This window comes from Bordetella sp. 02P26C-1 (genome assembly GCF_009763255.1).
In the GTDB taxonomy this organism is placed as follows: domain Bacteria; phylum Pseudomonadota; class Gammaproteobacteria; order Burkholderiales; family Burkholderiaceae_B; genus Bordetella_A.
Genome location: NZ_WSJB01000019.1, coordinates 147,865 through 160,112 on the forward strand (window position 1 = coordinate 147,865; position 12,248 = coordinate 160,112).

At 61.1% G+C, this 12,248-nt stretch carries 11 protein-coding genes; 8 read left to right on the plus strand and 3 right to left on the minus strand.

Going from position 1 to position 12,248, the window contains the following annotated elements; translation table 11 throughout:
• Positions 1-15: 15 nt before the first annotated feature.
• The 6 genes from GOQ28_RS11745 to GOQ28_RS11770 all read left to right on the plus strand — a co-directional run bounded on the left by GOQ28_RS11745 (position 16) and on the right by GOQ28_RS11770 (position 6,429).
• Positions 16-1,209, plus strand: coding sequence for a 5-(carboxyamino)imidazole ribonucleotide synthase (locus tag GOQ28_RS11745; protein ID WP_160349283.1), 1,194 nt, complete (start codon positions 16-18; stop codon positions 1,207-1,209).
• A 5-nt stretch (positions 1,210-1,214) separates the two neighbouring features.
• Complete coding sequence (locus tag GOQ28_RS11750; protein ID WP_160356574.1) at positions 1,215-2,276, plus strand: L-threonylcarbamoyladenylate synthase; 1,062 nt, start codon at positions 1,215-1,217, stop codon at positions 2,274-2,276.
• Positions 2,277-2,319: 43 nt separating this feature from the next.
• A complete protein-coding gene (locus tag GOQ28_RS11755) occupies positions 2,320-3,228 on the plus strand; it encodes a LysR family transcriptional regulator (RefSeq protein WP_160356575.1) in 909 nt (302 codons plus the stop codon).
• Positions 3,229-3,359: 131 nt separating this feature from the next.
• Positions 3,360-4,466: an isocitrate/isopropylmalate dehydrogenase family protein gene (locus GOQ28_RS11760; protein ID WP_160356576.1), complete on the plus strand. Its 1,107-nt coding sequence runs from the start codon at positions 3,360-3,362 to the stop codon at positions 4,464-4,466.
• A complete protein-coding gene (locus tag GOQ28_RS11765; RefSeq protein WP_160356577.1) occupies positions 4,459-5,388 on the plus strand; it encodes a ketopantoate reductase family protein in 930 nt (309 codons plus the stop codon). Before GOQ28_RS11760 ends, GOQ28_RS11765 begins: the two co-directional genes overlap by 8 nt.
• A gap of 63 nt (positions 5,389-5,451) precedes the next feature.
• Positions 5,452-6,429 (plus strand): Bug family tripartite tricarboxylate transporter substrate binding protein, encoded by a 978-nt coding sequence (locus GOQ28_RS11770; protein WP_160356578.1) that lies wholly within the window; start codon positions 5,452-5,454, stop codon positions 6,427-6,429.
• 192 nt (positions 6,430-6,621) lie between these two features.
• Here the strand turns inward: GOQ28_RS11770 and GOQ28_RS11775 are convergent, their stop codons facing one another.
• Positions 6,622-7,116 (minus strand): hypothetical protein, encoded by a 495-nt coding sequence (locus GOQ28_RS11775; protein ID WP_160356628.1) that lies wholly within the window; start codon positions 7,114-7,116, stop codon positions 6,622-6,624.
• Between the two features lie 249 nt (positions 7,117-7,365).
• Between GOQ28_RS11775 and GOQ28_RS11780 the strand changes: the two genes are divergently transcribed.
• Both GOQ28_RS11780 and GOQ28_RS11785 read left to right on the plus strand, forming a co-directional pair.
• On the plus strand, positions 7,366-7,812 hold the full coding sequence (locus tag GOQ28_RS11780; protein WP_160356579.1) for a MaoC family dehydratase: 447 nt from the start codon (positions 7,366-7,368) through the stop codon (positions 7,810-7,812).
• 160 nt (positions 7,813-7,972) lie between these two features.
• Complete coding sequence (locus GOQ28_RS11785) at positions 7,973-9,025, plus strand: ankyrin repeat domain-containing protein (RefSeq protein ID WP_160356580.1); 1,053 nt, start codon at positions 7,973-7,975, stop codon at positions 9,023-9,025.
• Between the two features lie 124 nt (positions 9,026-9,149).
• On the opposite strand, the gene GOQ28_RS11790 is transcribed toward GOQ28_RS11785, so the two are convergent.
• Entirely contained in the window at positions 9,150-10,343 is a 1,194-nt protein-coding gene (locus GOQ28_RS11790; protein ID WP_160349275.1) for an acyl-CoA dehydrogenase, read from the minus strand.
• Between the two features lie 70 nt (positions 10,344-10,413).
• Positions 10,414-12,108 (minus strand): thiamine pyrophosphate-binding protein, encoded by a 1,695-nt coding sequence (locus GOQ28_RS11795; protein WP_160356581.1) that lies wholly within the window; start codon positions 12,106-12,108, stop codon positions 10,414-10,416.
• Between the last annotated feature and the right edge of the window lie 140 nt (positions 12,109-12,248).

A 12,248-nucleotide genomic window follows, 5' to 3' on the forward strand; every position in this document is an offset into this window, starting at 1 on the left:
GGGCGAGCTACGTATATGACGACTTCTACTGAAACTTTTTCGATTGCTCCCGGTGACTGGCTGGGAATGCTGGGTGGCGGCCAACTCGGACGCATGTTCTGTCATGCGGCGCAAGCCATGGGTTACCGCGTCGTGGTGCTGGACCCGGCCGCTGACGGCCCGGCCGCTGTCGTGGCGGATCGCCATATTCAGGCCGCCTATGACGATCCCGAGGGGCTGGCTGAACTGGCGCGCTCGTGCCGCGCGGTGACCACCGAGTTCGAGAATGTGCCGGCCGACAGCCTGCGTGCGCTAGCCGCCGCTGGCTGCCGCGTGAGCCCCAAGGGCGATGCGGTAGCAGTCGTGCAGGATCGTATCGCCGAAAAAACCTTTATCGCCTCGCAGGGCATCCGGGTCGCTCCGCATGCCGCGATCCGTGCCGAGCAAGATCTGATCGACGCGCCGGACAGCCTGTTCCCCGGTATCTTGAAGGTTGCTCGTCTGGGCTATGACGGCAAAGGCCAAGCGCGCGTTGCCAGTCGTGCCGAGGCACAAGCCGCATTCGCTCAGTTCGAAGGCGTGCCGTGCGTGCTCGAAGCCCTGATGCCGCTGGACTACGAAATCTCCGTGGTGCTGGCACGTGGTTTCGATGGCCAGGACGTGGTGTTCCCGGTGGCGCGTAACCTGCATCGTGACGGCATCCTGGCGGTTTCTACCGTGGCTGCCGTGGACCACGATCCCGCTCATCTGCAACGTCAGGCGCAGGCGACCGAGGCCGCCCGCGCTATCGCGCAGGGTCTGGGTTACCACGGCGTGCTCTGTGTGGAATTCTTTGTCCTGACCGACGGTAGCCTCGTCGTCAATGAAATCGCGCCGCGTCCGCATAACAGCGGTCACTACACGATCGATGCCTGCGTGAGCAGCCAGTTCGAACAACAAGCCCGTGTCATGGCCGGCTTGCCGCTGGGTAGCACTGATCTGCTGGCGCCGGCGGTCATGCTCAATATCCTGGGCGATATCTGGTTCGAACCCGGCTCGAACACGCCGCGCGAGCCCAACTGGGCCGCTGCGCTGGCCGTACCGAATGCAAAGCTGCATTTGTACGCCAAGCACGAAGCCCGCCGCGCACGCAAGATGGGCCATATCACCGTGGTCGGCGCGACGCTGGAACAGGCGCGCGCCGATGCGGCTCGCGTGGCCGCAGCGCTGGGTATGGTTGCTCCCGAGTAAACACGATGACGACACCCGCCACGCCCCTATCTGGTGACGCGCATATTACCGATAACGAATCGGTTATCGAGGCAGCGGCTGCGCGTCTGCTGGCGGGTGAACTCGTTGCATTTCCGACCGAAACCGTCTATGGGCTCGGCGCGGACGCCGATAACGCCGACGCCGTGGCGCGTATTTATGCAGCCAAGGGACGCCCCGCCAACCACCCGGTGATTGTGCATGTCGCGCCCGGCGCAGACCTGCATTATTGGGCGAGCGAGGTGCCGCCGCAGGCGCTGCGGCTGATCGATGCTTTCTGGCCGGGGCCGCTCACGCTGATCCTGCCGCGTAGGTCGGGGCGGGGCGAAGCCGTCAGCGGCGGCCAAGACAGCATCGGGCTGCGTTGCCCCTCTCACCCCGTCGCGCAGGCGCTGTTGCGTGCTTTCGCTGCCGGTAAACCCGGCGGCCACGGTGGCGTTGCCGCGCCTTCGGCAAACAAATTCGGACAAGTGTCGCCTACGCATGCCGACCATGTGCGTAGCGAGTTTCCGGACGAAGTGGCACGGGGCATGCCGGTCCTCGATGGCGGCCCCTCGGAGGTTGGCATTGAGTCCACGATTCTGGACTTGTCCCGCCTGTCGCAAGGGCTGGGCCCAGTGCTGCTGCGTCCAGGGCATATCACGCCCGCGCAGATCGAGGCCGTGCTTGGCGAACCTGTTGGCTCGCCAGACGCGGCCGCGCCACGTGCATCGGGCACCTTAAAAGCGCACTACGCGCCGCATACGCCGCTAGAGCTGGTGTCCGAGCAACGCCTCAATGACCTGATCCAGGGTGTGGATCTGCCTCAGGGCCACATCGCCATCGTGGCTTTCGACGCAGCGCCCGACCAGCTGGACCGGCGAGTGGACTGGCATACGGTGGGCAATGACGCGGCGCGCTATGCCCGATCGCTCTATGCCATGCTGCGCGATCTGGACCGCCGCGGTTACGCACGCATTTTGGTGCAAGCGCCGCCCACTGACGCGGCCTGGCGCGCGGTGAATGATCGGATTGGCCGCGCGGCGGCGGCGTTTTCGTCAGCCACATAGAACGTAATCCGAAGCAGATTGTGCGCCCCGGGGGAGTCGGTGCATGAAGCTTGACCCAACGTCATTGAGACTGTTCATCGCAGTGGTCGAGGAGGGCAGCATTGCCCAGGCCGCGCGCAGAGAGCATCTGGTCGCCGCCGCCGTCAGTAAACGGGTGGCCGAGTTGGAAGCGATCTTGCGGGCGCCTTTGTTAAAGCGCAGCCATCGCGGCGTGGTTCCCACCGAGGCGGGCCTGACCTTGCTAAGACTCGCGCGGCACGTGGTGCATACCCTGGAAGACACCTACGCGCAAATGGTCGATTTTGCGGTCGGGGTGCGCGGTCAGGTTCGGGTATTTGCGAACATCTCCGCGATCACGCAGTTTTTGCCCGAAGATCTGGCCACGTTCAGCCGCTTGCACCCTCAGGTCCAGATCGCGCTCGAGGAGCGTAACAGCGCGGATATTCTCAAGGCCGTGGCGCAAAACGAGGCCGATGTGGGCATCTACACTGCCTTGGCGCATAACGAAGACGTTGAAACGCTGGACTATGAGCATGACGACCTTGTGCTCGTCGTCCGCAAAGACCATCCGCTGGCCCGGCGTAGCAACGTCAAATTCGATGATCTGCTGGATTGGGATTTGGTCGGATTGAGAGAAGGCAGCGCCATAAACAAGGCGCTGGAAGAAGGTGCCGCACGATTGGGCAAATCGTTGCGAATCAAAGTGCACGTCACCGGCTACGATGCGTTGTGCCTCATGGTCGGAGCAGGAATGGGTATTGCTGTCGCCCCGCGACACTGCGCGCGGTTCTATGCCGCTGAATTGAATCTGCTCGAAGTTGCGCTTGACGATCCCTGGTCGCGGCGCAAGCTCAGCATATGCGTGCGTGCTCTGGCCAGCCTGCCGCCGGTGGCTAGACTGCTGGTGGATCATCTTCAGGATTGCTCCGCAGCCAGGAGAGGTTCGCTCTAGGCCGCCTGGCCGATACGTGGAGGCCATCACGTTTGGTGATGCCCCCTCGAACGAAGTATTGCTTTTCAGATTCCCGTGCGGATCCGATGATTTCGATGGGCCACACAAGGGGTGTGGCATCGGAGAATCGGATGAGCAAGACAAACTACAAGATCGTGCTGTTGCCGGGAGACGGTATTGGCCCCGAGGTGACCCACGCGGCCGTCAAGGTCCTCGATCGCGCATCGGCGCTGCATGGCATTAAGCTGGACTACACGACCTATCGCGCCGGCGCGGATTACTATCGCGAGACCGGCAAATCGATGGATGAAACCGACATGGCGGCCCTGGCCGATGCGCACGCCATTCTGCTCGGTGCCATGGGGCTGCCGAGCATTCGCAAACCCGACGGTACCGAGATCGCCCCGCAGATCGATATCCGTGAAAAATATGGCTTGGTGGCGAGCCTGCGCCCCTGCAAGTATTTCCCCGGGGTGCCGTCACGCATACAAGCCGACAAGGTCGACATGCTGGTCATCCGCGAGCTGACCGAAGGCTTGTTCGCCGGTCGGCATGATCCGATACCCGAGAGTAACGAGTCGATGAGCGACCGGCTCGTGATCACGCGACAAGGGTGCGAGAAATTATTCAAAGTCGCCTTTGAACAGGCTCGATTCCGTCGCAAAACCCACGGCACGCCAGGACATGTGACCCTATTGGATAAGGCCAATGTGCTGCGTAGCAATGCCTTCATGCGCAAGGTATTCGATGAGGTGGCGCAGCGTTATCCGGATGTGCAGACGGATCGCATTTACATCGATGCGGGCTCCATGATGTTTGTCACGCAACCCGAGCGGTTCGATGTGGTCGTGACCGAAAACGTGTTCGGCGATATCACCTCCGAGATAGGCGCGGGCGTGGTCGGTGGACTCGGCGTGGCGCCCTCGGCCGATGTGAATGACGAGATGGCGGTGTTCCAGCCTAGCCATGGCACGGCTCCCGACATTGCGGGTAAAGGCCTAGCAAATCCGGTCGCGATGATTCTGTCAGCGGTGATGATGTTGGACTGGCTTTCCGACAAACATGATGACGTGCGCTGCGCGCAGGCGGCTGCTTCATTGCGCGAGGCGGTGGCACAGGTGCTGAAATCGGGTCCTAAAACGCGCGACATCGGCGGGCAGGCCTCGACGGAGGAGGTCACGGCCGCCATCGTCGAACAACTCGGCGCTGCCTCGAATCAAGGAGCTCAACATGGCTAAAGTCGCGATCGTAGGGTGTGGCGCAATGGGCTCGGTCTACGCCGGGCTCATGGTAGACGCAGGTCATGAGGTCTACGCGGTGACCTTGTGGGAAGACCATGTCAAAGCGATGAATGAAAATGGCTTGCGTGTGGAGGGCGCGAGCGGCGACCGCACGGTAAAGATCAAGGCCAGCACGACCACGGAGGGCATAGGGGTCTGCGACCTGGTCATCATCGCCGCGAAGTCCTTCGACGTGGAGTCGGCGGCTATGGCGAGCCGGTCTTTGGTGGGGCCCGAGACCGTCATCCAGACGATACAAAACGGGCTAGGATCGCCAGAAATCGCGGCATCGATTTTGCCCGAGGACCGTATCGCCGTGGGTGTCGTGGGAGGCTTTGGCGCCTCGATCAAGGCCTCGGGTCACGCCCATCATAACGGCATGGAGATGATTCGCTTTGGCGCTTACGCGGGCCTGCCACGTCAAGACCTTGAGCGTTCAGCCGATGTCTGGCGCACCTCTGGCTTTGAAGTGAAACTGTTTGACGACGTCAATCAGATGGTCTGGGAAAAGCTCATCATGAATGTCGCGTTTTCCGGCACCACCTGCGCGACGGGATTGACGATCGGACAGGTCATGGCCAATGCGGATGCATGGCGCATCGCCGAAGCGTGCTCTCGCGAGGCCATCGCCGTGGCGCGCGCCATGAATATTCGCCTGGACGTCGGGCATGATCCGATCGAGCATGTGAAGGCGCTGGGAAGCAAAATCCCCAACGCGCGTCCGTCCATGCTGCTCGATCACCTCGCGCATCGCAAATCCGAGATCGACGCGATTAACGGCTATATCCCCGTGCTGGGAGCCAGGGTCGGTGTCCCCACGCCTACCAACGAAACGCTGGTCGCCATTATCCGGGCGCGAGAAAGCGGTTTTGCTGCTTAAACATACGTAGTGAATAAGAAAGGCCAAATTTATTTGGCCTTTTGCTATTAACAAGGAGACAGTATGTTCAGATTTAAAAAGACCCTCACGGCGGCATTCGCCGTTCTCGCTATCAGCGTCGTCGGCTCATCCGCTGCCGCCACTTATCCCGATAAGCCGATACGTATCGTCGTGGGCTTCGCGCCGGGCGGCTTTACCGATGTTGCGGCGCGTCTCGTGGCAGAGGGTTTGCAAAAGGAGCTGGGGCAGCCCGTCATTGTCGAAAACCGGCCTGGCGCCACGGGCACGATAGGCGCCGACGCCGTGGCCAGAGCCGCCCCGGATGGATATACCTTGCTCCTCGCCCACCAAAACTCCAACGCCGTGGCGCCGGCGATGTACCCGAAGCTGTCCTATGACGTGGTCAAGGACTTCACGCCCATCGCGCGCGTGGCGAGTACTGCCTTGTTATTGGTCGTGGGTCCCGCGATCAAGGCGAAAACGGTGGAAGAGCTCGTGCAAGTCGCCAAGCAACAACCCGGCGGCTTACGGCATGGCTCTTCCGGTGTGGGCAGCTCCCAGCATTTTGGCGCCGCGATGTTCTCGCAAGCCGTGGGCGTGCCGATGCTACATGTTCCCTATAAGGGCAGCGCGCAGGCAGTCACCGATCTCTTGTCTGGTCAGATCGACATCAATTTCGATTCACCGCCTCCGACGCTCAGCTTTATCCAGGCTGGCAAGCTTCGCGCGCTCGCCATCACGAGCGATGAGCGTTCGCCCTTGCTGCCTGACGTCCCCACGATGGCGGAAGTCGGCGTGCCCGGCTTCGAATTCACGCAGTGGTTCGGACTGGTGGGACCGGCCGGGCTGCCCGATAACATCGTCCAGACGCTCAATAAAGCTTTGAATGCGGCCTTGACCACGCCAGAAGTGCGTGAAAAGCTGATTTCGCTGGGCGCGACTCCGCTGGGAGGGACGTCGGAACAGTTCGCCACGGTGATCAAAAACGACACCAAAAGGTTTGCCGAGCTGGTCAAACAACTGAATATCTCTGTGGAGTAGCTGCTACGGTTTGTCCCGAGTGGGCTGTGCGCGGCGCTGGCGCGGTTGCCGGCGCCGAGGCGGGTGGCATTGCGAGCAGCCCATACTGGTCGCACCCATAAAGGGAGCTAGAGGCGACGGGCATGGCTAGATCGATATCGACTAGGCTCGGACATTGGCGTCTGGCTTGTTGCAGACGCCAATGTCCGAGCGTCAGCGCGGTTTGCAAAAGCCGCCGGCCGCCCATTCCGAAGCGCTCTGGACATTGAGTTTGTACGTCGGGGGGACCTGGACCTGCGCCAGTTGCTCTCCCAATTCGTCGTAAGCGCTGAGCACCGCATAGGGCTCGTATTCGTCCGGCACGATATCCAGCTTGACGGTGAGCCGGCCGCCCGCCGCGTCGATTTTCACACTCTTGTGCAGCGAGGCGTGTAGCTGTTGCTCGTGACGGCGCAGCACTTCGTTGGCGGTCTTCACCAGTGTGAAAAAAGCGGGCGGGTCCAGCGGCTTCGGATTTTTCTTGTCACGTCCCATCGTCCAGGGGCCCACCAGTGCGGGCTCGCTTTGCCCGTCTTGGATCATTTCGACCGCCCAGCCATCGTCGTCCTCGTTTTTGATCACGCGGGCGGTCCAGCCGTCATCGCACCAGAGCCGTGGCTCGTGGATCTTGCGGTCTTCCTCGACGTCATGTTGCGTTGTCGCTTTCAATTCTTTCACTGCTGGTTTCTCCAGGCGCCACTAGGTTTAGGCACCGTCCCCCATCATACCTACAGTGCAATTGAGGATAGAGTCGTCTATCCTAGCTGCATAGATTGAGTCGGGGGACAGTTTGGGGCAAGCGGCTGCGGTCTAGCACTCTATGCCGGTTTTGCCGAGTCGTCGTAGCTCAGTGCGGGCGCGCCATTTGCCGTACTTTACCGTCCAGCGCGCATTGGCTGGTTTTATGAAGGACCGATCATGAAGTTCGCAGAATTCAAGGAAGGCATGGTGATCAAAGGCGGACCGGTCACCGTTACCGAAGAGGAAATTCTCACGTTTGCCCGCCAATACGATCCTCAGTGGTTCCATACCGATCCCGAAAGGGCAACGCAGGGCCGGTGGGGCGGGCTGATTGCCAGTGGCTGGCACACCTGTGCGCTGGCCATGCGGATGGCGGTCGATTCGATGCTGCATGATTCCGAATCGTTTGGCTCGCCCGGTCTAGGCGCAGTGCGCTGGCGGGTGCCCGTACGGCCGGGCGACACTTTGCGGCTAGACGCACGTGTCCAGGGCGTGCGGCGGTCCACTTCGCGCCACGATTTAGGCATCATCACCTGGAGCTGGAATGTCTTGAATCAGCACGACGAAATCGTGCTGGAACTTGATGCAACCAGTTTGTTTGAATTGAATTCGGTGACGGAATAGGCGGTATCTGCAGCGAAGATTCGACTGGGGGGATTAAAGGGGGAACGTAGGACTACCCGGCGTTGCTTCGTGGCTGAGGGCTGAAGGGCCTCGGGTCAATGGAACTCAGAGGAGACGGATTGGTACTGGTATGGATCGCCATCCATTTCCCAGAGCTACCATGACCATTATTTCTGCGGGTACGCAACTTCTGTATTACACCTGGAATTACTTATCCGGCAATCTGGCCGAGTCTCGCAAACAGTTATTTCCAGCACTCAACGACGCCGACGCCATCCGGCGCCTCGCCGCCGAGCGGCCCGGCTTTGATTTCAGCATCTGGGACGAGGAAGGACGCTCGGCCTATCATGTGGCGGTATTGAACAATAATGCCGATGTGATCAGGGCTCTCAAAGAGGTCGCCCCGTACCTCGATATCAATAGGATTGACGCCGAGGGGATCACTGCATTAATGCGGGCCATACAAAGCGCGGACGTCGAGGTGATCAACGCCTTGATCGATGCCAAGGCCAACGTTGACGCTCCTGTTTACTCTCAAACCCCCTTGTTTCACGCAATCACCAGGGGCCGTCTTGATGCCGTCACGGCCCTGTTGGGGGCCGGCGCGAAGCCGGATACTAAATGCGCCTACGGCAGGACTGCGCTTATGGAAGCCGGCTGGAACGGCTATACCCATATCGCGCGAGCGCTGCTCGACCACGGGGCTGATGTCAATGCGCGCGATGACATGGGGATGACCGCATTGGCCTACGCATGCAGTCCCAGACATACTGAGACATTTATCCTGCTGTTAGACCGAGGGGCAGATATCGAAATCGCGGACAACGCTGGCCATACGGTCCTGATGGAGGCGGCGTCGGAAAATGCACTGGAAATCGTGATGCAACTGATCGCACGCGGCGTCGATGTGAATCGCGAGAGCGATGGGCGGCGTGCCCTCATGGCGGCAGTCGAGGAGCAGCATGTCGAGATTGCCGCCGCGCTTTGTGAGAATGGCGCGGAAGTGAACTTCGCGCGAGGAGATGGCATGACCCCCTTAATGGTGGCCGGCCGTCGCGGAAATATCGGGTTGTTGGCATTGCTCATGACGCGGCCCGTGGACGTATATGCCACGGACAACGACGGGCGCGACTTTTGGGCTCACGTGGCGGAATCGGAGCGAGCCGAGGAGGTCATCGCCTGGTTGCGCACGCAAAAGAGTAACGCGGGGTAATGCCACCAACCACGCTGGCTGAAATAATTAAAAGCCCTCCGCTCAAAAAAGCGGAGGGCTTTATGCTGGATGAATCACTGAGCAGGCAGTGAATTCATCCGAATGCCATGACAGACGACTACGATTAGCAGAACGCCTGAAGGCCTGTTTGTGCACGACCCAGAATCAGGGCGTGAACATCATGGGTGCCTTCGTAGGTGTTGACGACTTCGAGGTTGACCAGGTGACGGGCCACGCCGAATTCGTCGGAGATGCCGTTGCCGCCCAGCATGTCACGCGCCAGTCGCGCGATGTCCAGCGCCTTGCCGCAGGAGTTGCGCTTCATGATGGAGGTGATTTCGACAGCGGCGGTGCCTTCGTCCTTCATGCGGCCCAGACGCAGGCAGCCTTGCAGGCCGAGCGTGATCTCGGTCTGCATGTCGGCCAGCTTCTTCTGGATCAGCTGATTGGCAGCCAGCGGGCGGCCGAACTGCTTGCGATCCAGGGTGTATTGGCGGGCGGTATGCCAGCAGGCTTCCGCGGCGCCCAGGGCACCCCAGGCGATACCGTAGCGAGCCGAGTTCAGGCAGGTGAAGGGACCGCGCAGGCCGGACACGCCCGGCATCATTTGGTCGACGGACACTTCGACTTCGTCCATCACGATTTCGCCGGTGATCGAGGCACGCAGACCCACCTTGCCGTGGATCGCGGGGGCGGACAGACCCTTCATGCCTTTTTCGAGGATGAAGCCGCGGATCTTGCCGTCGAACTCACCGCCCACGGCCTTGGCCCACACCACGAACACGTCAGCGATCGGCGAGTTGGTGATCCACATCTTGTTGCCGGTCAGCTTGTAGCTGTCGCCGGTGAACACGGCGCGGGTTTCCATGCCGTTGGGATCGGAACCATGGTTCGGCTCGGTCAAGCCAAAGCAGCCGATCCATTCGCCAGCGGCCAGCTTGGGCAGGTATTTCTGCTTTTGGGCTTCGCTGCCGAATTCATTGATCGGCACCATCACCAGCGACGATTGCACGCTCATCATCGAACGATAGCCCGAGTCCACGCGCTCGACTTCGCGGGCGATCAGACCGTAGCTGACGTAGTTCAGGCCAGCGCCGCCGTATTCGGTCGGGATGGTCACGCCGAGCAGGCCGAGTTCGCCCATTTCAGCGAAGATCGCCGGGTCGGTCTTTTCGTGACGGAAGGCTTCGAGCACGCGCGGAGCCAGCTTGTCTTGCGCATAGGCCAGGGCGGCGTCGCGCACCATGCGCTCTTCGTCGGTCAGTTGCTGATCCAGCAACAGAGGGTCTTGCCAGTGAAAAGAAGGATTCGAGGACATAAGGGTCTCCGGTATGTAGCGCGATACGGAATTCGTAAGCTGGGTTAATACGTCAATGCGAAGACGACGTTCAGGCTTTCGCCTTGAGCGCGGCGTCGCGAATATTGTCCAAAGTGGTCGAAGGCGTAATCGTTTGCGGATCGATCAGGCAGTGCAGAATCGCCGGCTTGCCGCTGGCGACTGCGCGTTCGAACGCTGGCCCGAATTGTTCGGTCGTCTCGACACGCTCGCCATAGCCGCCAAAGGCCTGCGCATAGGCGGCGAAATCGGGGTTCTTCAACTGCGTTGCGGAGATGCGGCCTGGATAATGCTTTTCCTGGTGCATGCGGATCGTGCCATACATGCCGTTGTCGATCAGAACGACGATGATGGGCAGGTCGTACTGAACCGCCGTTGCGAACTCCTGACCGTGCATCATGAAGCAACCATCGCCAGCGAAGCACACCACGGTCTTTTCAGGCTGTACGCGCTTGGCGCCGACTGCCGCCGGCAAGCCATAGCCCATCGAGCCCGAGGTTGGGGCCAATTGCGTGCCATAGCGGGTAAAGCGGTGGAAGCGATGCAGCCAGGTGGCATAGTTGCCCGCGCCGTTGGTCATGATCGCGTCGGCCGGCAACGCCTTTTCCAGATACGCCATCACGCCGCCGAGTTGCAGCTGACCCGGGGTTTGAATCGTCGTCGGATCGCTCCAACGCAGATACGATTCGCGCGCGGCGGGCGTATCGGCGGCCCAGGCGGGCTGCGACGGGCCTTTCACGTTGGCCAATGCCTCGGCGAACGAGGCCGGCGAGGTGTTGATCGCCAGCGTGGGGCGATAGACGCGGCCCAGCTCGGCGCTGTCGGGGTGGACGTGCACCAGTTTCTGACGCGGCACGGGAATGTCGAGCAGGGTGTAGGCTTGGCTCGGGTTCTCCGACATACGGCCGCCGACGAGCAAAACCAGATCCGCATCGGCCACGCGCTTGAGCAGCGCGGGATTGATGCCCAGGCCAACGTCACCGATAAAGCAGGGGTGATCGGCCGGGAACAGCATTTGGCGGCGGAACGACACCGCGGTCGGCAGCGACAGGCGTTCGGCAAACGCGGCGAATTGTTCGACAGCCTCGGCGCTCCAGCGCGTGCCGCCCAGAATGGCGACCGGCGAGCGGGCCTCGGCGAGCAATTGTTCGAGCTGCTTGAGTTGCCCCGCGGTCGGTGCGCTGTCGATGACTTCATAGCGCGGCGCGTCCGGCACGGTCGCGGTTTCGGTCAGCATGTCTTCGGGCAGCGCGATCACAACCGGACCGGGGCGGCCCGAGGTGGCGATGTGAAAGGCGCGCGAAATCAGCTCGGGGATACGCTCGATCTGATCGATTTCCGTGACCCACTTGGCCTGCGTGCCGAAGACGGCGCGATAATCCATTTCCTGGAACGCTTCGCGCTCGCGCATGCCGCGTTCGATCTGGCCGACGAACAGAATCATCGGCGTGGAGTCTTGCTTGGCGATATGCACGCCCGCCATCGCGTTGGTCGCACCCGGGCCGCGGGTGACCATGCAGATGCCGGGCTCGCCCGTCAGCTTGCCGTGGGCGTCGGCCATCATGGCGGCGCCGCCTTCCTGGCGGCAGACGGTCACATCGATCTTGGCGTCGTGCAAGCCGTCCAGCACGGCCAGATAGCTTTCTCCCGGCACGCAGAACACGTGTTTGACGCCGTGAGCGGCCAGCTGATCGACCAGAATATGTCCGCCCAGCCGGGCTTGTGCAGTAGAAGTCGAAGTAGTCATAGCAAGCTGAAAAAAGGTAACGGGCTAATAAAACAGCCCGATTGTAGGCTGTTGAGCATAATGTTCCTCGCTTGCACATGGCAATTGATAAAATTGCACAACAAATTGATTTGGCGGCACGTTCTATTGCCCGACTGGCA